This is a genomic window from Flavobacterium hydrocarbonoxydans, from assembly GCF_009789235.1.
GTDB classification, from domain to species: domain Bacteria; phylum Bacteroidota; class Bacteroidia; order Flavobacteriales; family Flavobacteriaceae; genus Flavobacterium; species Flavobacterium hydrocarbonoxydans.
Genome location: NZ_WSTB01000007.1, coordinates 169,535 through 192,943 on the forward strand (window position 1 = coordinate 169,535; position 23,409 = coordinate 192,943).

Annotated in this window: 23 protein-coding genes; 2 read left to right on the plus strand and 21 right to left on the minus strand. The window is 34.5% G+C overall.

The window, feature by feature from the left end; genetic code table 11:
- Positions 1 to 90 precede the first annotated feature (90 nt).
- From GON26_RS13855 to GON26_RS13900, 10 genes are all read right to left on the minus strand, one after another.
- Positions 91 to 480, minus strand: coding sequence for an acyl-CoA thioesterase (locus GON26_RS13855; RefSeq protein ID WP_160375374.1), 390 nt, complete (start codon positions 478 to 480; stop codon positions 91 to 93).
- 2 nt (positions 481 to 482) lie between these two features.
- The gene (gene ribB / locus GON26_RS13860) at positions 483 to 1,616 is read right to left on the minus strand and encodes a 3,4-dihydroxy-2-butanone-4-phosphate synthase (protein ID WP_160375375.1); all 1,134 of its coding nucleotides are present in this window, start codon (positions 1,614 to 1,616) and stop codon (positions 483 to 485) included.
- Positions 1,617 to 1,618: 2 nt separating this feature from the next.
- Positions 1,619 to 3,076, minus strand: a complete 1,458-nt coding sequence (locus tag GON26_RS13865; protein WP_160375376.1) for an LptF/LptG family permease — start codon at positions 3,074 to 3,076, stop codon at positions 1,619 to 1,621.
- Between the two features lie 8 nt (positions 3,077 to 3,084).
- Positions 3,085 to 3,777 carry a LolA family protein gene (locus GON26_RS13870; RefSeq protein ID WP_160375377.1) on the minus strand — a complete coding sequence of 231 codons (693 nt, stop codon included), beginning with the start codon at positions 3,775 to 3,777 and terminating at the stop codon, positions 3,085 to 3,087.
- A 7-nt stretch (positions 3,778 to 3,784) separates the two neighbouring features.
- Entirely contained in the window at positions 3,785 to 6,238 is a 2,454-nt protein-coding gene (locus GON26_RS13875; RefSeq protein ID WP_160375378.1) for an FtsK/SpoIIIE family DNA translocase, read from the minus strand.
- An 18-nt stretch (positions 6,239 to 6,256) separates the two neighbouring features.
- A complete protein-coding gene (locus GON26_RS13880; protein WP_160375379.1) occupies positions 6,257 to 6,631 on the minus strand; it encodes a diacylglycerol kinase family protein in 375 nt (124 codons plus the stop codon).
- 8 nt (positions 6,632 to 6,639) lie between these two features.
- Complete coding sequence (gene tpx / locus GON26_RS13885) at positions 6,640 to 7,137, minus strand: thiol peroxidase (protein WP_160375380.1); 498 nt, start codon at positions 7,135 to 7,137, stop codon at positions 6,640 to 6,642.
- A 778-nt stretch (positions 7,138 to 7,915) separates the two neighbouring features.
- A complete protein-coding gene (locus GON26_RS13890) occupies positions 7,916 to 8,173 on the minus strand; it encodes a DUF6952 family protein (RefSeq protein WP_160375381.1) in 258 nt (85 codons plus the stop codon).
- A gap of 2 nt (positions 8,174 to 8,175) precedes the next feature.
- The gene (locus GON26_RS13895) at positions 8,176 to 8,484 is read right to left on the minus strand and encodes a thioredoxin family protein (protein WP_160375382.1); all 309 of its coding nucleotides are present in this window, start codon (positions 8,482 to 8,484) and stop codon (positions 8,176 to 8,178) included.
- A 247-nt stretch (positions 8,485 to 8,731) separates the two neighbouring features.
- Positions 8,732 to 9,370, minus strand: coding sequence for a peroxiredoxin (locus GON26_RS13900; RefSeq protein WP_160375383.1), 639 nt, complete (start codon positions 9,368 to 9,370; stop codon positions 8,732 to 8,734).
- A 308-nt stretch (positions 9,371 to 9,678) separates the two neighbouring features.
- Here GON26_RS13900 and GON26_RS13905 point away from each other — a divergent pair, with 308 nt between their 5' ends.
- A complete protein-coding gene (locus GON26_RS13905; protein ID WP_160375384.1) occupies positions 9,679 to 10,260 on the plus strand; it encodes a TetR/AcrR family transcriptional regulator in 582 nt (193 codons plus the stop codon).
- A 53-nt stretch (positions 10,261 to 10,313) separates the two neighbouring features.
- Positions 10,314 to 10,805: an acyl-CoA thioesterase gene (locus tag GON26_RS13910; RefSeq protein ID WP_160375385.1), complete on the plus strand. Its 492-nt coding sequence runs from the start codon at positions 10,314 to 10,316 to the stop codon at positions 10,803 to 10,805.
- Between the two features lie 89 nt (positions 10,806 to 10,894).
- Here the strand turns inward: GON26_RS13910 and GON26_RS13915 are convergent, their stop codons facing one another.
- From GON26_RS13915 to GON26_RS13965, 11 genes are all read right to left on the minus strand, one after another.
- Positions 10,895 to 12,508 carry a glycoside hydrolase family 3 protein gene (locus GON26_RS13915; protein WP_160375386.1) on the minus strand — a complete coding sequence of 538 codons (1,614 nt, stop codon included), beginning with the start codon at positions 12,506 to 12,508 and terminating at the stop codon, positions 10,895 to 10,897.
- Entirely contained in the window at positions 12,508 to 12,960 is a 453-nt protein-coding gene (locus GON26_RS13920) for a GNAT family N-acetyltransferase (RefSeq protein ID WP_160375387.1), read from the minus strand. Before GON26_RS13920 ends, GON26_RS13915 begins: the two co-directional genes overlap by 1 nt.
- A gap of 43 nt (positions 12,961 to 13,003) precedes the next feature.
- Entirely contained in the window at positions 13,004 to 13,555 is a 552-nt protein-coding gene (locus GON26_RS13925; RefSeq protein WP_160375388.1) for a zinc ribbon domain-containing protein, read from the minus strand.
- A gap of 5 nt (positions 13,556 to 13,560) precedes the next feature.
- Positions 13,561 to 13,902, minus strand: a complete 342-nt coding sequence (locus GON26_RS13930; protein WP_160375389.1) for a hypothetical protein — start codon at positions 13,900 to 13,902, stop codon at positions 13,561 to 13,563.
- Positions 13,903 to 13,923: 21 nt separating this feature from the next.
- On the minus strand, positions 13,924 to 15,465 hold the full coding sequence (locus GON26_RS13935) for an MFS transporter (protein ID WP_160375390.1): 1,542 nt from the start codon (positions 15,463 to 15,465) through the stop codon (positions 13,924 to 13,926).
- Positions 15,452 to 17,023 carry a glycoside hydrolase family 10 protein gene (locus tag GON26_RS13940; RefSeq protein ID WP_160375391.1) on the minus strand — a complete coding sequence of 524 codons (1,572 nt, stop codon included), beginning with the start codon at positions 17,021 to 17,023 and terminating at the stop codon, positions 15,452 to 15,454. Before GON26_RS13940 ends, GON26_RS13935 begins: the two co-directional genes overlap by 14 nt.
- Before the next feature lie 95 nt (positions 17,024 to 17,118).
- Positions 17,119 to 18,387, minus strand: a complete 1,269-nt coding sequence (locus GON26_RS13945) for an acyltransferase family protein (protein ID WP_160375392.1) — start codon at positions 18,385 to 18,387, stop codon at positions 17,119 to 17,121.
- A 36-nt stretch (positions 18,388 to 18,423) separates the two neighbouring features.
- Positions 18,424 to 19,632 (minus strand): anhydro-N-acetylmuramic acid kinase, encoded by a 1,209-nt coding sequence (locus GON26_RS13950; protein WP_160375393.1) that lies wholly within the window; start codon positions 19,630 to 19,632, stop codon positions 18,424 to 18,426.
- Positions 19,633 to 19,710: 78 nt separating this feature from the next.
- Entirely contained in the window at positions 19,711 to 21,216 is a 1,506-nt protein-coding gene (locus GON26_RS13955; RefSeq protein WP_160375394.1) for a sodium:solute symporter, read from the minus strand.
- 27 nt (positions 21,217 to 21,243) lie between these two features.
- Positions 21,244 to 22,062: an N-acetylmuramic acid 6-phosphate etherase gene (murQ, locus tag GON26_RS13960; protein WP_160375395.1), complete on the minus strand. Its 819-nt coding sequence runs from the start codon at positions 22,060 to 22,062 to the stop codon at positions 21,244 to 21,246.
- 67 nt (positions 22,063 to 22,129) lie between these two features.
- Positions 22,130 to 23,407 (minus strand): RagB/SusD family nutrient uptake outer membrane protein, encoded by a 1,278-nt coding sequence (locus GON26_RS13965; protein WP_160375396.1) that lies wholly within the window; start codon positions 23,405 to 23,407, stop codon positions 22,130 to 22,132.
- Positions 23,408 to 23,409: the final 2 nt, after the last annotated feature.

Here is a 23,409-nt window from a genome sequence, read left to right on the forward strand (position 1 = left end):
AGAGCTTTTTTGAAGAAAAATTTAAATAATTTTTCAAGTGCTTAATAATCAGGATTTAGTTTTTGAAAAAAAATTAACAAAAAAATCAAATTAGTCTAAAATAGGCACTGGTTTCTTGTTTTCGTCAACGGCAACAAACGAAAAAGTTCCGGCAACAACGCTTTCGCGAAGCTCAGAATACATTTGTTCCATAAAAATATCCACCTGAATTTTACAACTGGTTCTTCCAACACTGATTACTTTTGCCACCAATTCGATTAATGTTCCGGCTGGAATTGCTTTTCTAAAATCAATCTGACCTGTAGAAATCGTTACAACTTTCTTTCTGCTAAAACGTGTCGCACAGATAAAAGCGACTTCGTCCATAAGATGAAGCGCTGTACCGCCAAATAAAGTGTCATAATGATTTGTAGTGCTGGGAAAAACCGCTTTGAATATACGAGTCTCAGATTTTGTAATTCTTTCTTCCAGAGTTCCCATATTTAGTAGTTAACGTATTCCGTTATTTCAAGACCATACCCAATCATACCAACACGTTTCGTTTGTTCTGTATTCGATACCAGTCTAATTTTAGAAATATCCAAATCGTGTAAAATTTGAGCGCCAATTCCGTAATCTTTCGTGTCGATTACTACTTTTGGAGCTTTCATTGTTCCGCCAGCCTGCAAAGTCTTTAATTCAGAAATTCGGTTTAACAAATTAACCGCCTGCATATCCTGATTAATAAAAATCACGGCACCTTTGCCATTTTCGTTAATCACCTTAAACATATCGTCTAATTGTTGTTCGGCGTTGTTGGTTAAGGTTCCTAACAAATCATTATTTACCTGCGAAGAGTGAATTCTTGTCAAAATAGGTTCTCCAGTATTCCAGGTGCCTTTTGTTAAAGCAATGTGTATTTGTTTGTTTGTCGTTTGCTCGTAAGCTCTCAGTCTGAAAGTTCCAAAACGGGTTTCGATATCAAAATCTTCTTTTTTAACAATCAAACTGTCGTGTTGCATTCTGTAAGCCACTAAATCTTCAATCGAAACTAATTTCAAATTAAATTTCTTCGCTACTTTTATAAGTTCCGGCAAACGTGCCATAGTTCCGTCTTCATTCAGAATTTCGCAAATCACTCCTGCTGGTTTAAATCCGGCAAGTCTTGCAAAGTCAATTGCGGCTTCTGTGTGACCTGTTCTTCTTAAAACACCACCTTGTTTGGCAACTAATGGAAAAATGTGTCCAGGACGCGCTAATTCGTGTGGTTTGGTATTTGGATCCACTAAAGCCTGAACCGTCAGGGCTCTGTCTGATGCCGAAATTCCTGTCGTTACACCATTCCCTTTTAAATCAACAGAAACAGTAAAAGCAGTTTCCATGTGATCTGTATTATTCGTAACCATTGCCCGTAAGTCCAATTCTTTGCAACGGCTTTCGGTTAACGGAGTACAAATTAATCCTCTGCCATGAGTAGCCATAAAGTTGATCATTTCAGGGGTTACTTTTTCGGCTGCAGCCAAAAAATCACCCTCATTTTCACGATCTTCATCATCAACTACGATGATGACTTTACCTTGACGAATATCTTCTATAGCTTCTTCAATGGTGTTGAGTTGTATTTTATTAGATGACATAATTATTGTGGATTTTGAGAAGGTAAAAACCTTTTGGAAATTTTCTGAAATAAATTGTAAATAGGAGTCGTAATGGCATCAAAATTAATTAATCCATTATCGTTTGTAGCGCGATAAGTCAATAAAATAGCCAATGGAGACAAAATAAATGATGACATCCATGCTCCCATAAAAGGGGTCATTCCTCCTTCCTGAGAAAGTCTTTTACCAAAAGTATTGATAAAATGGAACGTGATAAAAATCAAAACAGCAAATACAATCGGCAAGCCAAGTCCTCCTTTTCTAATGATAGCGCCAAGTGGTGCTCCAATAAAAAACATTAAGAAGCACGCAAAAGCAATCACAAACTTTTCGTAAAGCGCCAAGTAGTGTTTGTTGATGTCTCTTTGCTTTTCTTTTAAGTCTTTTTGAGTAGTATCGATAGAGTAAATAGTACTTGTAATATTACTACTGGCCGTTTTTATAAGTTCTAATTTTTCTTTGTTTTTCTTAAAAAGCGATAAAAGATTATTTGGTAATGGCTTTTTCTTTTGTTCTGGTTTTACCGCTCTCATCGTTCTTGTAATGCCAACACGCTGGTTGATATTTTCAGAAAAAGAGAGAATTTCGTTGTCTATGTTTTTATTCAACGAATCGAGCGTGTAGCGCAATTCGCTAACATTCAGCATTCCATTGGTACTAGCAACACTTTCCTGATCTGTATCGACTTTATTTAATTCGGATAAATCAATGTTGATCACGTGTTTTTTGAAAGCACTTTTTACAAAAGGAAGTTTGCTGCGGTCTTCGTATTTTTTTGGCGTAACATCCTGATAATAATAACCGTTGTTAAGTTCCAGTTTCAGAATACTTGATTTTTCACTGCTGATCAATTTTCCGTCTTTTGCTTTGATCACAGTTTTATTCTCGCCGTAATTATTCGGTTTTTCATGAATGGTAACACCAGTTAAAATGTTTCCGTTTTCTCCAGATTTCTTGTTTACTTTAATATTGTAAAAACCAACATCACTAAACTGTCCTTCGGCAATTGCCATAGCGGGTTTTGCCTGTGCAATGTTTTTTCTGAAATTAATAAATTTGTATTCGGCATAAGGAATTACACTATTAGCGAACCAAAAAGCAACAAGACTTAGTACACAAATAAAAATAATCAGGATTCTCATGGCTCTCTGAAGCGAAATTCCGGATGATTTCATTGCTGCAAATTCATAATTTTCGGCTAAATTTCCGAAAGTCATAATAGACGCTAATAAAACCGAAAGTGGTAAAACTAACGGAATGATTCGTGGCATCGAAAAGAGTAAAAATTTGATAACCAGTATCAAATCCAGATCTTTTCCAGCCAACTCAGAAATAAAGAGCCAGACAGTCTGAAGAATGAATATAAAAAAAAGGATTACAAATACCGTAGTAAATGTAATCAGGAATGTTTTTAGTAAGTATTTGTCTAAAATTTTCAACCTTGTAATTAATCTAATTTATTGATGTAGTACTTTGGATATTTGCTCGCTACAAAGGTAAATTGATTTTTTGATAAAGGTTGATTGGTTTTAAAAGAATTAACGGTTAAAGTGGTTTTTGTTCCATTTTTTCCGGTTTCAATCAAATTATAGATGTGTTTTGTCTGAACATCAATACCTAAAAGAATCTCTTTACGCTGATCTTTTGTATTGGTTGGTACTAATTTGATGTATTGAATTTTTCTTCCTTTTACGTTCTGAACAATATCCATATTGTATTTGTAACCTGAATTAAAAAAAGTCAGCATTTTTGAAGGCGTTATGGCATTATCGTCTTTTTCATTTACTTTAGAAATAGTAATCTCTTCATCTTCAGGTACAATAGTGTAGTTTTTTTGACCGTCAAAGATTTTGGTCACCCCCATGAAATTCAACACGTATTGATTGCCTTTCATAATAACATTTCCTTTACTGTCCTGGTTAATATTTTCTTTAGCGTTATTTAATGAATATTTAAAATCAATAACGATATTGTCGTAACTTTTTATTTTGGCAGTAACCTGGTTCAATAAATCTTTGGCTTTTTTATCCTGAGCCTGCACAGAAGTAAAGCTCAAAAGCAGCAAAACTGCCAATTGAAAGCATTTTCTGCTCATTGCGGTGATAGAATTGTTTTTGATTTTTTGAATTTGTGATTTCATGATTTAATTAATTTTGTTCATTGTTAAAAAATTGATCAAGAGCACTTAAATCTAAAATGTTAACGCTACGGGCCTTGCTTCCTTCAAAAGGACCTACGATTCCCGCTGCTTCCAACTGATCAATTAAACGACCAGCTCTGTTGTAACCTAGTTTTAATTTTCTTTGCAATAATGAAGCTGATCCTTGTTGTGCATTGACAATAATTTCAGCAGCTTCTCTAAATAAAGAATCTCTTTCGGAAATATCCATATCAAGATTAATGCCATTTTCTTCTCCAACGAACTCAGGAAGTAAATAAGCGGTGGCATAAGCTTTTTGTGAACCAATAAAATCAGTAATTTTTTCGACCTCAGGAGTGTCGATAAAAGCACACTGAACACGAACAACATCATTCCCGTTGGTATATAGTAAATCTCCCCTACCAATTAACTGATCAGCTCCCTGGGTATCTAAAATAGTTCTTGAGTCAATTTTTGATGTTACCCTAAAAGCAATTCTGGCAGGAAAATTCGCCTTAATCAAACCTGTAATTACGTTTACCGATGGTCTTTGCGTCGCAATAATTAAGTGAATACCAATGGCACGGGCCAGCTGAGCCAGACGCGCAATAGGAATTTCGACTTCCTTACCCGCAGTCATAATCAAATCGGCGAACTCATCGACTACTAATATAATATAAGGTAAAAAGCGATGCCCTGCTTCCGGATTTAGTTTTCGGGCTTTAAATTTATCGTTGTATTCTTTAATATTACGCACCATCGCATCCTTTAATAACGAATAACGATTGTCCATTTCAACACAAAGCGAATTCAAAGTGTTCACCACTTTTGCATTGTCTGTAATAATGGCATCTTCGGTATCAGGAAGTTTGGCTAAATAATGTCTTTCTATTTTATTGAAAAGCGTAAGCTCTACTTTTTTCGGATCTACTAAAACAAATTTTACTTCGGCAGGATGTTTTTTGTATAAAAGCGAAGTTAAAACCGCATTTAAACCAACCGATTTTCCTTGTCCTGTAGCTCCCGCCATCAATAAGTGAGGCATTTTGGCTAAATCGACAACAAAAGTTTCGTTCGAAATGGTTTTTCCTAACGCAATTGGCAATTCCATTTCAGCTTCCTGAAATTTAGCCGATCCGATAACACTTTTCATCGAAACCATCGTAGGATTCTTGTTCGGAACCTCGATCCCAATAGTTCCTTTACCAGGAATTGGCGCGATAATACGAATTCCTAATGCAGATAATGACAACGCAATATCATCTTCTAAACTTTTAATTTTAGAAATTCTGATTCCCGCTTCCGGTACAATTTCGTATAAGGTTACCGACGGTCCTACGGTTGCTTTAATCTGTGCAATTTCGATTTTGTAGTTACGGAGTGTATCTACAATTTTGTTTTTATTCTCTTCTAATTCTTCCTGATTAATGGTAATTCCGCCTGTTGAATATTCTTTTAATAAATCTATTGTTGGAAATTTATAATTGGATAAATCCAAAGTTGGGTCGAATAATCCAAAATCTGCTACTAATCTTGAAGCCAGATTTTCTTCGATGATATCTTCTTCTTCGTTTTTTTCGATAACAAATTCTTCGGTATGCACCGGCGTTTCTGTTACAGGATTGATGTTCATCTGAAGTGGCTTCAGAGTTGGATTCAAATCAATTTCAGAGGAGTTAGAAATCGTTGGTTTTAACGCTTCTTTATTGATCTCGAACTGCGTATCCGGAGTTTTTAAGTGAATATTATCCAGTTCTTCTTCGTTTTCTTCAATAGCAAATTCTTCCAGATTGTAAGCGCTGGTATCTGTTTCTGCCTGTAAAGGCTTTTTTAGGGAACTCAATTCGGAACTGAATTCCTTTTTTGTCGAATCAAAATACGATTGAATTTTTTCCGGAGAGACTTTAATTTTAAAGATCAGATACAAAATCAACCCAAAAAGCAAGGTCAGTAAAGTACCCGTTTTCCCGATGTAATCTTGAGAAAACAAATTAAGCTCATACCCTATTGTTCCGCCTAATTCTGGAGCTGAAGTAGCGAAAAATCCAAATAAAACCGAAACAATAATAATGGCGAACAAATCCCAAAACCAAATATTTTTAAGTTTTTTGGTCGAAAGTTCCAATGCCATAAACAATCCGGTCAGGAAAAACAGACGCACTAATATAAAAGAAGCGATTCCGAACCCTCGATATACAATTAAGTCGGACAGATAGGCTCCGAATTTTCCGAGCCAGTTTTGCACCACTTCGGAGCGATCACCCAATTCACTTACAGCGCTTTGGTCTGATTGTCCGTTGATATAAAAGGAAATGAATGCCACTAATAAGGCAACCGAAAAAAGAACCAAAAGACAACCCAGGACGAACTTGTGTTGTTTGGTTAATTTCCAAGATTTTTTGGTCTCGGCTGAAGCTTCGGTTTTTTTATCTGAAGTAACTTTTTTGGATGTTTTTGCCATTCTTGCGTTTACTATTGCCTATAGAAATTTGGGTAAATATATAATCGAACCTATTGCTACTGCTGTCATTGCGGCAAAAAATACCGCTCCTGCAGCAATATCTTTAATAAAACCTATTCTTTCGTGATAATCCGGATGAATAAAATCGGCTATTTTTTCGACAGCTGTATTCAATCCTTCAATGCTTACCACCAAACCAATGGCTAAAACCTGAAATAACCACTCGGTTCTTGTAATATTAAAATAGAAACCGGCAATGGTCATTAGTACGCCTAATGAAAATTGTACCATTACACTGTGTTCTGTTCTAATAAGTTTTACAGCTCCATTAAAGGCATACGTCATGCTTTTTAACCGACCTGTAACAAAGGTATTGTCTTTTTGAAATTTCATTATAAAAATTATAGTGCTGCCAATGCTGCTTCGTAATTTGGTTCGTTAGCGATTTCAGCAACTTGTTCGGTATGGGTTACTTTTCCGTTTTCATCAACCACAATAATTGCTCTTGAGTGCAAACCTGCCAAAGGTCCGTCAACAATTTCTAAACCGTTTGTTTTACCAAAACTTCCTTCCTGAAAATCGGATAAGTTTACCACATTTGCCAATCCTTCTGCTCCACAAAAACGTTTTTGAGCAAAAGGTAAATCTCTTGAAATGCACAATACAGTTGTGTTCTCCAGGTTACTTGCGCTTTCGTTGAATTTTCTAACCGAAGTTGCGCACGTTCCTGTGTCGATACTTGGAAAAATATTTAAAACCAGTTTTTTACCGGCGAAATTGCTTAATGAAGCTATCGATAAATCGTTTTGTACTAATTTGAAATCAGCTAATTGTGAACCAACTGTTGGTAATTCTCCTGAAGTATGAATTGGATTTCCTCCTAATGTTATTGAAGCCATGATATTTGTTTAAATTAATGAGGTTCAAAAGTAAGGATTAATATTTGAATCTAAAAGTATTTGTTACGGGTTATAATGACAATTAAATGAGTTTTAAGATAACGGGAAAACGTTATGTTTTAGTATAGAATGGCACGCGGATGACGCGGATTTGAATGTTTTTTTTTATTGGTGAAATGTGGGTTTTACTCATTTTTGTCACCCGATTTCTATGATAAAACCAAATCTTTTTTTAGGAGCTAATCCCGCTATCCGTTGCAATCTTTTGTGGCGAACCCCGCCACAAAAGGATTTCCACTTCTATCGGGGCTAGAGCATCCGTTTTCAAAAAGAATATTTTCGTTTATTTTGTCATCCCGAACGAGGACACGAGCGATAGCGAACTGGCGAAGCAATCTCCACAAGTAGCTCTACAAAGATTGGCGATTTAGATTGAGGAGTTTCTTGCGGGGGTCCCTCGTTCCTCGGGATGACATACTTTGTGGTTACTATCTTTTTCCGCGAGAGGGATGGGAACTGGCTACCGAAGTAGCGCGGACAGCCCGACAGCATCCCGATAAGAGGGCGTATAAGCGCAACGAATTTTTGCCCTCTTATCGGGATGGTGGCTCGCCCAAAACGGGATTATTATTTATGATTTTCTTTGTGGAGTTTCTATGTGGAGTTTCTTGCGGGGATCCTTCCTTCGTCAGGATGACAAGATTGAGGAAAATGGAAGGTAATAAAAAAGCGCTTTCTTTGCAGAAAGCGCTCTCTATACGCGGTGGTGGTCACTTTGTTATTTGTCGATTGAACCTAAAACACGTTTCATGAACGCGTTTAGAGCTTCTTTTTTATCGGTTCCCTGAGCAACCATTTTGTGTACTTCTAGTGCGCCGTACATGTTCGAAATCAGTTCGCCGATAACGTCTAATTCTTCGTCTTTTAAAGACGGGATTTCGGTCATGGCTTCCAGAACTTCGATGGTTTCGATGATGTAATCCTGGTCGTTTTCTTCGATAAATTGGGTTAATTGCTTGATTACAGGTAATTTCATAATTAAGCGATTTCGTTTACCAATTCGATTAAAACTTCTTGTTTGTTGGTTTGTGTTTCGCCAACTAATTTTCCGTTTACGAAAGTTGCGAATGTTGGCAAATTACTAACATTGGCTAATTTTCTTGATTCCGGTGAATTTTCTGCATCTACCAAAACAAAAGTGATCGCTTCATTTTCTGTAGCTAATTTTTTGAATTTTGGTTTCATAATACGGCAGTTTCCGCACCATGATGCTGAATATTGTACTACTACTTTTTCGTTTTTAGCAACTAAATCTGCTAACGTATCTTCGTTTAAGTCGATTAACATATCTTTTGATTTAAATTCCAATATTTTAAATTCCAAATTCCAAATCTTGTGATTGAAACTGAAAATTTTAAATTTTGAAATGTTATTTTTAATGAAATTTCAATTTTTTTAAATTCCAAATTCCAACGTAGAATTAAGATTTTTTTAAAATATTGAAATAGTGATTTTGAATTGAAATTTCCAATTTAGAAATTCCAAATCCCAAAATTGGAATTTGGAATTTAAAAAATTTGGAGTTTATTTTTTCTTAGTTAGCACTAAGGTATTCAGCAGTACTCAATCTGTCAGCACTCATTGCTTCTTTACCAGCTTCCCAGTTTGCAGGACAAACTTCACCTTTAGTCTGGATGTGTGTGTAAGCGTCAACCATACGTAAGTACTCGTTTACGTTACGGCCTAATGGCATATCGTTTACACTTTCGTGGAAAATTTTTCCTGTTTCGTCGATTAAGTAAGTAGCTCTGTACGTTACGTTTGAACCTTCGATGATAACTGAATCTGTTTCTTCGCTGTAGCTAGTAGCTTCGATATCAAGAATACCTAAAATGTTCGCTAAATTACGGTTTGTATCAGCAAGGATTGGGTAAGTAACTCCTTCGATTCCACCATTGTTTTTTGGAGTGTTTAACCAAGCAAAGTGTACTTCGTTTGTATCACATGATGCTCCAATTACGATTGTATTTCTTTTTTCGAATTCTGGTAAAGCAGCTTGAAAGGCGTGTAATTCTGTTGGACATACAAAAGTGAAATCTTTTGGGTACCAAAACAATAATACTTTTTTGTTGTTGTTTACTGCTTCTTCAAAAATGTTGATTTTTAAGTTATCACCCATTTCTGAGATAGCATCTACTGCAATACTTGGGAATTTTTTTCCTACTAAAGACATGTGTTTCGTTTTAAAGTTAAAATTTATTACGGTGCAAAAGTAGCGTATAAGTCTATGTATTTACAATAAGATGTAATTATAATTATTTATATATTAATAGATTTTGACTATTTATAAAGTTTAAATATTTTAAGTTGCTGAATATGAGTTTGTAAATTTAAAAAAGACGAGAAATCAAACCTGAATTTTCGATTTAATTATTCTAATGGATTGAATAATCAAAATAAAAAATTAACATTGACACTTACATACCGATTGGTATTTGGTTTATATTTGTATTTAATATTTTCAAAATTAAAGTAATAATCATGGATACTTCAGAATTTATATTGGATAAAGTAGCACCAATCTTTAACAAGCAAGGCTATGTAGGAACCAGTTTGAGTGATATAACTAAGGCAACTGGTCTTACAAAAGGCGCTATTTATTGCAATTTTGAAAATAAAGAAGATTTGGCTCTAAAGTCATTTCAGTTAAATATAAATTTAGCCATAATCCCTTTATTCAAATTAATTGCTACTCAGGAAGGAAGTATTAATAAGTTACATACAATAACAAATTATCACCGAAGCTATTATGATTTAGTCAAAGATAGAGGCGGATGTCCTATGTTACGAGTTGGAGTCGATACCAAATTTATTAACCCCAATTTGTTTGAAGCGGCACAAAAATTATCAGCTAAATTTATTATTGGACTGACAACTATTATTAATGAAGGTATCGTTAATAATGAGATTAAAGAAAATATTGACTCGCTTAAATATGCACAAATAATATTATCATTAATTGAAGGAAGTTCGCTTTTGGCTTTTACCCATAATGATAAAACTTATATAAACAGCACTATGGATTTTATTGATGAAACAATAATAAGTAGTATTAGGAAATAAAATTTTTCAACCCTTCATATACCGATTGGTATTTGAAATAATATATTTTAAAAATGGAAAGCGTATTAAAAACAAAAAGGAAAATTAGATTTCAGGATTGTGATCCTTTCAATCATTTGAACAATTCAAAATATTTAGAATATTTTATCAATACTAGAGAGGATCAGATTGCAGAACATTATGATTTGGACATATTTAAGTATCTAAGAACAACTGGTCTTAGTTGGGTCGTTGCGTCTAATCAAATAAGTTATATAAGACCTGCTTTTACGATGGAAACGGTTTTAATTGAGTCACAATTGATTCAATATAGCGATAATTTCTTATTAGTTGAAATGAAAATGTGGAATGAAAATGAAACAGAATTGAAAGCAATTCTATGGATAAAATTTATTCAATATAATGTTCAGACAAAAAAAGCTGCAACCCATTCTGATGAATTGATGCAACTATTTCAATCGGTCGTCTTGCCTGTAAACGAATCTATTTTTGAAAATAGATATTTTGAAATCATTCAAAAATTAAAAGCAAGTATGTCAGCCTAAATTAAATAATTACCTTTTTTAGAAAAACATTTTAAAAAAAATAAAGTTGTCAGAAGAAATTCTGACAACTCTATGTTTTTTATTGCTATTTAATTAATTTCAATTTTTACAGGTAATTTTCCGAAACAGTCCTTATTTTCTAAAAGCTGAATTGCCGCATTTTTTTGAAATTCTTCAAAATCCTGATACACCTGAATCAGTCCTGAAGCTTTCTTCAAATTAGGAATGATAGGTAAAACATACGGATTTCCAAAAACGTAAACGATACATTTTTTGGTTTGTAATAATTTTGAAAGTAATTCTAAAACTTCGTCGTCTATTTCGAAATTGTTCATGGGTTTTGCCTTTGGAACAAATAAGGAAATGATGATGGTTTCGAAATTTTCAAGGCTTTTTTCAAGATTGGAAATAACGGATACTTCAGCATTTTCAAAAGCAAATTCAGGGGATTCTAATTTTGGATTTAAGCTTTTGAAGAATGTATTTTCGGTGTTTTTATACAGACTTAATTTTGCCAATTGCTTGTTTTGCTGCGCTTCAAAAACCAAATTTGCTGCATCGTTATCTATAATTTTGGTGATACAATTTTGAGCAATTTCGTTGTTTAAGCTGGATGCTTTTTCGAAATTCAATTCGCCCGAAGTAAAAGTTACATCAGACAGAATACCCACTTTTTCTTTGCATTTCATAATTCTGTTAAAGCTTTCTTCGATGCGTTGCGGAGTTGCCTTTTTTAGGATTTCCTGAATTCCTTCGGTTACGTTTTCAGCAAAACACAAAACGTCATTTCCGGCATTGAAAGCTTCCCATTCCAGTTGTCCTTTTGTGTCGTACAACATCGAAACGCTGTGCATATTCAAGGCATCCGAAATGACCAATCCGTCATAACCCAATCGCTTACGCAAAAGATTCTCAATCACATTTTGTGATAAAGTGGCAGATGTGTCTTTTCCGTCATTCAGACTCGGAACTGCCAGATGCCCAATCATAATCGAATCGACATTATTTTCGATTCCTTTGATAAAAGGATACAATTCGTTTTCTAACAATTCTTCTAAAGTTTCTTTTAAAACCGGCAATCCTAAATGCGAATCGACATTGGTGTTTCCGTGTCCGGGAAAGTGTTTCAGACATCCCAGAATCCCAACATCCGACATTCCTTTTAAATATTCTACAGCAAAATCGGCCACTTTTTCTTTGTTTTCACCAAAAGAACGATAGCCAATAACCGGATTATTCGGATTGTTATTGATGTCGGCCAAAGGCGATAAATTATAATGAATTCCAGCCGCTTTTAGGTCTAAACCTATTTGTTTTCCCACTTCGTAAACCAAATTTGATTTACTTTCCGGTAAGGCGCCAAGCGTAATCGCATACGGATATTGTGGTGTTTTTTCGATACGCATTGCCAAACCCCATTCGGCATCGATACTGATTAAAAGCGGAATTGAGGCCGCTTTTTGGTAGCGAACAATCAGGTCTTTTATTTTTTGGTAACTATCGTCATTAAATACTACTTTTTTCTTGCTTTCGTAGTTGGTTGCGGCACTGGCACGGCTATGAAAAAAAGTCAAACCACCAATATTATGTTCTTTTATTAAACGTTCAGTCTCCTGAATATTTTCTTCGGTATCATTTATAAAAACAGCTGGAAAAAAGAATTGTCCAACTTTTTCTTGTAAGGTCTGATGAGTAGTTTTCATTATTGTATTGATTTTTTCATGCAAACACTATTGTCCATATTTTCGTAAGGTGGATAATTAGGAATAATAGTGTAGTGTAATTTTTGATATAAAGAAATGGCTTCTGGTTGATTTTTGCCCGTTTCCAGAATGGTATAAGTATAATTTATTTCGGCAGCCCAAAGTTCTAATTCGGCTAAAACTTTTGTTGCAATTCCTTTTTTGCGATAATCGGGATGCACAAACATCCGCTTGATTTCGACAGTGTCTTTTTCTTTTTCTCTAAAAGCACCGCAGCCCACCGCTGCATCATTTTCATAAAAAACAACCACATGTTTTATTTTATCCGTTTTATTAAACTGATTGTAAAAAGCATGGTCTTCCCCATCTCTGATTTTTAAATCCTGGTCGAGTAAAACCACCAGTTTTATGAAATCATTGTCGTCAGAGTTGGTTCTTTTTAAGCGGGTCATTTTATGCTTTTAATTTTAGTATCAACGGATAGATGTACTCGTTTTACTCGTACATTTCAGGTTTCACTATATATTCGGTTACGTATTCTCCATTTTTATCTGAGTAATAGTAGTTTAAAGTTACTTTATTATCTCTAAAAAATTTCATGCCCGGATTTGTCTTTACGTTTTGTAAAATTCCTGGAAAAATATATTTTTTTACTGTATCCATTTTAACTTCAGCTTTTGTTATTCCAACTAAAACATAATTATACTGAACTGTTTTGTTTGGCAAAGCAACTATATTTTTCAAAGTGGTATATTCATCAATATTCATCGGACAAGTTTTATTGAACTCATTAGCAAATTCAACAAGTTGCTTGTCTATTGATGGTTTGAATAGTGATTGTGTAACAAAAAACATTATGACAAATCCTATTATAAATCCGATGAAGGTTTTAATATTAAATTTTCTTTTCGGTTTTATTGCTTCCAAATCTTTAACTTCAGGTTTTAAATTTTCGCTATCTGTTATCGGCAATTTGAAACCACAAATTGAGCAATATTTTGAATTTAGTTCGTTTTCTGCCTGACAATTTGAACAATTTTTTTTCATAAAATTTATTTCAGCTTACTTTTCTTTTGTTTTAAAAGTAAAGTTTTGGTTTGCAACGCTTTTTCAAGCCTGTTTTTAAATCGAAAGAGCTTAGGCATTCCTTCGATTCTGTCTTCGATTGTGATGATTTCGTAAATGACAATTGCTTTTTCTAATACGCGAATTTCATTATCGATATCGTTTTGGTTTTTGTAAATGGTGGCCAATCGATCGTAAGGATGATTGCCTTTAAAGTTTTCTTCAACATTCGCTTCATATAATTCAATTGCATTTTCTAAATCTCCTGTTTTTTCAAACTCTGTGCCTTTTAAGTTGCGTTCAATTTGTAGGTTTTCATTGATTTCCATATGTAAGATGTTTGTTTGGGGTTAAACTTCTTCTGTTTTTTTTCCGTAGTCTTTCGGAAAGATTAAAAATCGTGATATTATAATTCCCGGAATTGTGGCAATGAAAACCCAAATAAAGAAATTTCCATACCCTAAATATTGCTGAATGTATCCACTCAACATTCCCGGAAGCATCATTCCTAAAGCCATAAAACCAGTTGCAATCGAATAGTGTGAGGTTTTAGATTCGCCTTCAGCTACATAAATCAAAAACATCATGAAAGAGGCAAAACCAAATCCATAACCAAATTGTTCTAAAATAACAACAGCGTAAATATAATAAATTGATGCCGGATGAAAATGCGCCAATAGTACAAAACCCAAAATAGGTAAATGCATCGCCAGAATCATGGGCAAAAACCATTTGGTAAGCCCTTGTTTAGAGATAGCAATTCCGCCTAAGATTCCTCCGGCTAACAAGGCAATCAAACCAAACGTACCGTATATTAATCCTACGTCTTCGGTTTCTAATCCCATACCGTTTTGTTCAATTTCTGTTGAACTTCCTTTATGTTCAACCAAATGGTTTATAAAATCAATTCTAGGTTTGTTCGCTTTATTGTATTCAACTTCATTCTTTTCTATAATTTCTTTTAAAGGTTTTTTAGAATCTCTTCCAACACTTTGTATTGGCAGGCTGGAGTAAAGTAATTGTAATTCTGAGGCCGTTAATTGATCTCCGCTTTTTACTTTTGTAGAAAACAATTTCAAAGCATTTTCTTCATTTTTATTCGCAACAGATTCAACTAATTCATATTTAATTGGGTCAACCAAAAACGGAGTCAGCATTTTTAATAATTGTGATTCTCCTAATCTGAAAACCAAAATAAATACTAAAATAAGACCAATTTGTTTCTTTTTGAAGAAGCTTACAAAAACGGTAACAAAGTTCTTTTTATCGTCGGCTGTTTTGGTTTCTATTGTGTTTTCTTCAATTTTTGGAGTTGAAAAGAAATTATAAGCAGTTATGATGCTCATGATTAAACCTACAACTATCATAGTATAAGACCATGCCTTATTATTGTCACCATACTGATGTTCTAAATTTCCAGCTAGAAGTACAATAAGTCCACTTCCAGTTATCATAGCCAATCTGTAGCAGGTATTTCTAATTCCTAAAAAAAGTGATTGTTCTTCTTTTTTTAAAGCTAACAAATAAAATCCATCTGTAGCCACATCATTAGATGCAGAAGCAAAAGCAGCCATGCAAAAAATAGATAAACTTAAGTAAAAAAAATAGTTCAGAGGAAGTATTAATCCTACAATAAAAAAAGCAATAGAAATAAACATTTGCATTCCTAAAAACCATTTTCGTTTCGTTCCGTGTAAGTCTATGAAAGGGCTCCATAAAGGTTTAAATACCCAGGGAAGTGTTAATAAACTGGTCCAAACACCAATATCCTCATTATTGATGCCTAGTTTTTTATACATCAGTACTGATACAGATGTTATAATTATATAAGGAAATCCGGAAGCAAAGTTGAGCAACGGAATCCAAAACCACGGTTTATTATCTGTTTTCATCAGGTTGGGCTGGGGTATAAATTTTAAATGTCTTATTTAAGTCGATAATTGTCGGAACACTTTCGTTTGCAAAATAATCAATAAATGTTACAGCACAAGCTTTATACAAGTTCATTTTTTCAGCAGGGATAGAAAACGAAAAAGTTCCCTGATTTTCGCAAACCATAATTTTATCTACGATTTGTGTAGCATCGTTAATATTGATTTTCGAAATATGATCAGAACCGTAAACAACCATATAACGCACTTTGGTGTTTAATGGGGATTTAATAACAAAGGAATATTTAGTGCTGTCTTTGGCAAATTCATCTACTGCAGGAATATCAATTACAATGCGTTTTAAATTAGGTACTGCTGGAGGAAGTGCAGGATATTTATATTGATTTTCCTGTAAATGGCGCACCACATCAAAGTTTTTATTGATAAACAATTTAGCACTAAAATAAGCACTTCCGCTTACGTTTTTAAAACTTCTGGCATAATCAACCTGATTCGGAATTTCGTTCATGTAATTCCAGCTTTTATCGCTGTCAGCCCTTATTTTATAAGAAGCATGTCCGATATAAATAGCCGTATTATTAGAATTCTCAGACCACCATTTTACTAATTTAGAGTAAGAAGCCCTTGGGTTGTTCATGCTCCAGTACAATTGCGGCAAAATATAATCGATCCATTTTTGATCCATCCAAAGAACTGGATCGGCGTACAAATCATCATAGTTTGAAGTCGATTGCGTTTCAGAACCTTTTGGATCGACAGATTTATTACGCCAAACACCAAACGGACTGATACCAAACTGTACCCACGGTTTACTGGCTTTAATGGTAGTCGAGATTGTGTGTACAAAATTGCTCACATTAGAACGTCTCCAATCAGGAAGCGATAAACCATTTCCGTATTTTTTGTACGAAGCTGAATCGTTAAATTGTTTTCCAGGAACCGTGTATGGATAAAAATAATCATCAAAATGAATCGCATCAATATCGTATTTATCGACTACTTCTTTTACCACTGCCGTCAAATGCGACTGCACTTCAGGCAAAGCGGGATCATAATAAATCTTTCCACCGTATTCAATCATCCATTCCGGGTGTTTAAAAACATCATGAGCAGGACTTAATTGTTGTTTATTCAAATCAAATGTAGCGCGATACGGATTCATCCACGCATGAAATTCAAAACCTCTAGCGTGGGCTTCATCAATCATCCAGGCAAGTGTGTCGTAATATGGTGCTGGTGCCTGACCTTCTTTTCCTGTCGAAAATCGTGACCACGGAGCCAGTTCAGATGGGTAAAAAGCATCACCAACACTTCTAATCTGAACAATTACGGCATTAAAATTAAGTTTTTTGTAAGCATCTAAAATCTCCAGATAATCCGCTTTTTCTTTATCTGTATTATCGGCACTGGTTTTAGGCCAGTCGATATTGACAACGGTGGCAATCCAGACACCTCTAAATTCATTTTTAGGATGAGTGACTTTTTCCTGCGAATTGACATTCAATCCAAAGAATATTAAAAATAAAAGGGAAAATAGTACGTGCTTATTTTGATGCATTTTAATCTTTTTAAAACAAAAACCAAAAATAGTTTTTTTAGATGACTATAAGAAATTATAATTTTACAATATTATTCTTAAGTTTTTGTTGATAATTATACTTTAAAAATGTGTTTGTTTTTATAAAAAACCCATAAAATCCCGAACCAGATGAGCACATAAATTAGTGCTCCTGCTAATGATGCCATCATTGGATTTGTAAAAAAAGGTTCTATCCAAAAATGATACAAATAACTTTGAAGGTTGATTGTTTGTCCTAATTCTTTAGGGTTTTCGAATGTAATCATACCCAAAACTCTTGGAATAATGCCTGAAGCAAAGAAAACAATCATAGGATTTACACCCCAAATCAGGAATGGTGTAGTTCCTTTTCGAATGTTTTTGATATCAATTAGATAATAGAGAATTGTTAGCAATAAAGTAGTAAGTCCCGCTGCATACAAAACGTAAGAACTGGTCCAGATAGATTTATTGATTGGAAAAACCAAAGACCAGATTAGCCCTAAAACAATTAATAATACGCTCATAATCGCCAGCTTTTTTGCTTTTTCCTTGGGAGATAATGCACTGCTTAATGTCTGCCCTATCATGACACCCAACAAACCGGTTCCGATTGCTGGAATTGTACTTAAAATGCCTTCCGGATCCCAGGTTTTGGTGGCTATATACATGTGATTTTCTAGAATTAAATTATCAAACCAGGCGGATAAATTGGTTCCGGGTTCCAGATTTGGATGGCTGATTCCCGGTACAGGAATAAGTGTCATCATGGCCCAATACCCCAAAAGTAATGCCGCAATGATGCTATATTGTAATCTGATGGAAGTTTGCAAATATATAATGGCTGAAAAGAAATACACAATTCCAATACGTTGCAATACACCGGGAAGACGAACATTTTCAAAAGCTTCTAATCCGCTGTAAGCTAAACCTATGAGTGTAGTAAAGATCAATAAGACCAAAATCAGTTTTATCTTTTGAGAAAAATTTCCCATCAGTGCATAACCAACTGCAAAAGTCAACACTAATTTGGCTAACAATAACGGAATTCCTTCCATTCCAAATATTTCTATTTTACTAAAAAAGTTTAAAAACAACCCCAAACAGATAATTCGGAGTGAACGTGTAAATATTTTTAGTAAAACTTCGTTATTGAATTCTTTATAAGGAATTGCCAGCGGAATTGCGGTCCCCATTATAAAAACGAAAAAAGGAAAAACTAAATCGGTTGGTGTACAGCCATTCCATTCGGCGTGTAATAAAGGCGGAAAAACATGCGACCAGCTTCCTGGATTATTTACAATGGTCATCATAATGACTGTAAGTCCTCGTAAAACGTCAATCGAAATTATGCGTTCTTTCATGGTGGTTAGGTTTGGGGTGGTTAGTAAAAGTTTATTTTAATCAGGCATCGAAATTTTGCCCATCGTTACTGACGGTATTCCTTTTTTTGTTCCAAAATTGAATGCTCCTCCAGCCACTGTTTCATTGGCCAAAACAGCAAATAAAACCGCTTCTTTGGCATCGGCCGAAATTCCTAAATCGTCGCTTTTATAAAAATGGCAAGGCAATAATTCTTTGAGCGAACTTACTAATAATGGATTATTGGCTCCTCCGCCAGAAACATATATATTAAAATCTTCAATTTTGTATGAAGTGTTTTTTACGGCAAGATGAATCGCTTCGGCAATGGTTTCGGCACTAAAACGTGTTAATGTTGCTAATAAATCTTCGACAGCAATATTATTTTGACCACTTTTTAATAAAGCTGATTGTACATATTCAAATCCAAAAAGCTCCGGACCGATTGTTTTCGGGAAAGGCTGACGAAAGAAATCATTGTCTTTTAAATGAAATAAAAGCGTTGGATTTACAGAGCCTTGCTTGGCAATTTCAGCATCTTTATCGTAACTTTTTTCAGGAAAATAATGTTTTACAAAAAGATCAATCAAAGTATTTCCGGTTCCGGTATCGGTTACAAAAGTTTCCTCAGGATTTAAAGATGCTGGCAAATACGTAAAATTAGCAATGCCGCCCATGTTAAGCATAATGCGGTTTTCGCCTTTTTTTCCAAAGATAAAATAATCCCCATAAACTGCTAAAGGTGCTCCTTCTCCACCAGCCGCAATATGTTTTTGTCTAAAATCAGATAATGTAATAATACCTGTTTTTACTGCAATATGATCGCCGTCACCAATTTGGAGCGTGGCGTTTGGAAATTTTTCCAGTTGATGCAAAAACTTTGGAGCGTGTAAAACCGTTTGTCCGTGCGAAGCAATCAGGTCAACTTCGGCTGCTGGAATATTCCATTTTTTCAGGGAATCATTAATCATTCCGGCGTGTAAAATTCCGATCCATTCGTTGAGCACAACCAAATGTTCAAAATCAATAGTTTTTTTTGCAAATACTTTTCGGATTTCAGTTTTTATATCTTCTGCATAATCTACCGTTTCAAATTCAAGCAATTTTACGGCTGTATTTTCGCCAGTTCCAGAGATTTCACATAAGGCAATATCAAGTCCGTCTAAAGAGGTGCCTGACATCAATCCGATGATTTTTCGACTTTCTTTTTGGGCAATTTGGTACAGGTGGCTTATATTTTTGTTCATTAAAATTAAATTTGATGAAATTGCTTTCTTGTTGAATTTTGGAAACGCTAAAAATAGATTATTTTACGTGTAAATAGATTAAAAATATATCTTTTCGCTTGAAGTTTTACTTGTTGCATAAATGCTGATGTAAGTAAATAATGCATTTACGATTATCAGTTCGTTATCAAAAGTATAACCAAAAAGCGCATTCGAATTTTCACTTAATAAATATGTCAAAATTGGAGATAAAATGCAGATATAAGGAATCAGTTTGTCGTTTACCGTTCTTGATTTTTGGATTAATCCGAAAGCGTATAAACCTAATAATGGTCCGTAAGTATATGATGCAGCTCTAAAAATCAGGGCTACAACCGAACTATCATTAAAAGAATTTAAAACAATAATTACGAAAAATAATAGTGCAGAAAAACTTAAATGTACCAAATGTCTTTTTCTAACATTCTTAGTATTCGAAAGGTTTTCAGGTTTATCCATGCCCATAAAATCAACACAAAATGATGTTGTTAATGCTGTCAACGCCGAATCTGTTGTGGCAAAAGTCGCCGCAATAATTCCCAGCAAAAAGATTAAGGCAGGAACAACGGGTAAATAATGTAAAGCAATTTCTGGAAAAAGTAAATCGGTTCTTGGTTTTCCTGAAACTAAATCTAAAGGAACAGAAATCCCTTTGTTGTTAGCATAAATGTACAATAAGGCTCCTAAACTCAGGAAAATAATATTGATTAGTACAAAAATCCCTGTAAACGTGTACATGTTTTTCTGAGCATCTTTGATGTTTTTGCAGCTGATATTTTTTTGCATTAAATCCTGATCAAGACCTGTCATAGCAATCATTACAAACAAACCTCCTAAAAATTGTTTTGCAAAATGAAATTTATTGGTTAAAAAATCATCGAAGAAAAATATTTTAGAATAATTACTTTTTTGAATGGTTGAAATCGATTCGATTACGGTTAAATTTAAACTATCACAGATAAAATAAATGGTTGCAAAGACTGAAGTTACCAGGAAAAACGTTTGTAAAGTATCGGTAATAATAATCGTTTTCAAACCGCTTCTGTACGTGTATGAAAAGATTAAGGCCAATGCTAAAAATACAGTAACTGGGAACGGAATATTATAATAATCAAACACATAACGTTGTAATACAATGATAACCAAATAAAGTCTGAAAGCAGAACCAATTGTACGACTTACCAAAAAAATTGAGGCGGCAGTTTTGTAACTGTTTTTTCCCATTCTTTTTTCGATATAGCTATAAATCGAAGTCAGATTCATTCGATAATATAAAGGAAGGAGCACTTTCGCAATAATGATAAGCCCAATAACCTGCCCTAATATAAACTGAAAGTATTTGAATTGTTCCCCATTAGGCGAACCCACTTCCCCAGGTACCGAAATAAAAGTTACGCCAGATAACATTGTTCCAATCATTCCAAAAGCGACTAAATACCATTTAGAGTTTTTATTTGCTTTAAAAAAAGAGTCGTTATCCTGACCTTTTTTACTGGTTATTTGGGAGATTAGGATTAAAATCCCAAAATAAATGATGATAAAAATTAGAATTGTACTGGATGACATTTTTGTTCTGGTTTGGTTATAAAAATACTATTTTTTGTTTACTTCTAATAAAACGGCGCGCACACTTTTATGTTTTTCAAGCAGTTCTGCTGCCAAATCATACTCGATATTGAGTTCTTCCATAATCATTTTGATGCCTCTTTTGACTAACTTTTCGTTAGAAAGCTGCATATCAACCATTTTGTTGCCTTTTACTTTTCCTAACTTAATCATCACCGAAGTAGAAATCATGTTAAGTGCCAGTTTTTGTGCGGTTCCGGCTTTCATACGCGTACTTCCGGTAAGGAATTCCGGCCCCACAACCAATTCGATAGGATAATCGGCTACTTTTGCAATAAGACCTGTACTGTTACACGAAATACTTCCTGTTTTGACTTTCATTTCTTTGGCTTTTTTAAGGCCACCTAATACATAAGGTGTATTTCCTGAAGCTGCAATTCCGATAACGAAATCCAAACTCGAAATTTGATGTTTTTCTAAATCTTTCCAGGCTTGTTCCGTATCGTCTTCTGCGTTTTCAACCGCTTTTCTGATGGCTGTTTCTCCACCAGCAATAATACCGATAATCATATCGTGAGGAACACCAAACGTAGGAGGGCATTCTGAAGCGTCAAGAATCCCGATTCGGCCAGAGGTTCCCGCACCAATATAAAATAATCTTCCGCCCAATTGCATTTTTTTGACGATAGCTTTCACTAGTTTTTCAATCTTCGGAATTTGTTTTGCTACAATTTGAGGTACTTTCTGGTCTTCGGTATTGATGTTAGTAAGTAGTTCCAGAACACTCATCTGATCTAAATCTTTGTACAATGATTCCTGTTCTGTTTCGGGGTGTTTGTTTTTCATGGTAAAGGTATTGTTGTTAATGTATAAAAACCGAGGTATAGGATTGCTTATACCTCGGTTTTAGATATTATATTGCTGGATCAGCAGGGGTATTCGTATTATTATTTCTTTCAGAATCTGGATAAGGATACCAATTACGGTTTCTTTCTGCACCAGCAACTCCAGCTCCTGTACGATTGAATCTGCGGCTATCTTCTAGTTTTAAACCAGACATGTACATTTCGATACAACGGTTCCTGTAGATTTCCTGCAAAATAGCGTCTTTAGTTATTGCTCCTGAATAAGGTAACAGATTAGCTCCAATTCCGTAAACATCTCCCGATGCAGTTTTGGTTAGAACTTTGTTTAATTCGATAACAGCCTGAGTAAAATTGTCTTTCCTGGCATAAGCCTCAGCTTTTATAAGCATCATTTCTCCAGGTAAATAAACCGGAATCGATTTTGTATTAGAATCAAAAAAACCGGTTGCTGTTGTTGGGTTTGAAGCTGGTTTTATGTAAAAATTTAATCTTTCGTCATTTGAATCTGGTGCAATGCTTGCAGGTAATCCTAAAGTTAAATTGACAGGCTGAAAAACGTTGTTGGTCGTAATCGAAACAAACGCAATCGGGTTTACACCAATTTGATCATATCCAAAAACTGATTTTATATTCAAATCTACCAAATTAGCATATTTTAAGGCATTATCGTTGTCTCCAGCAATGGTGTAAATTCTTGCCAGCAGTGCATAAACTGTATTTTTGTAATTCATACTGTTCGCTAAACCTGTAAAACCCGTTGCTTTATCAAGTGAAGATTCAGTAGCTTTCAAAACATCAATCGCTGCTGTTATCACTTCGGCTCTTGTATTGAAAACTGCATTTTTTTCGGTTTTTAATGGCACACTTTGATAATATTGAACCAAAGTAGAAAGCGCCAATGCTTTAAAAACAGAAGCATGCACAAAAACACTTGCTTTTTCTGTCTCTATAGTTAAAACATTAATATTGTCAAGTATTTTTTGTGACTCCGAATTGATAATTAAACATTGTGACCAAAGGTTGTTTACCAAACCGTTTTTGGTTGATAAAACCTCTCCCCCAACCGAAAGCTCTCCTTCGTCAACGTTTCCAGCATTTATCAAACGTAATTCTTTCGTTGTAAAACCGTTTCCAGTAACTGTAGAATAAACAGGGCTTAAACGATCAACACTCCAAAGTTGTTGCAATCCATTTGCAGCACCAATAATTCCGTCTCTGGTGCCTACAACCAGTTCTTGCGATGGTTTTGTAGGATCTAAAAAATCTTCGCTGCAGCCTGCAAAAAGTAATGCAAAACTTAATATTGGGATGAATATCTTTTTCATAA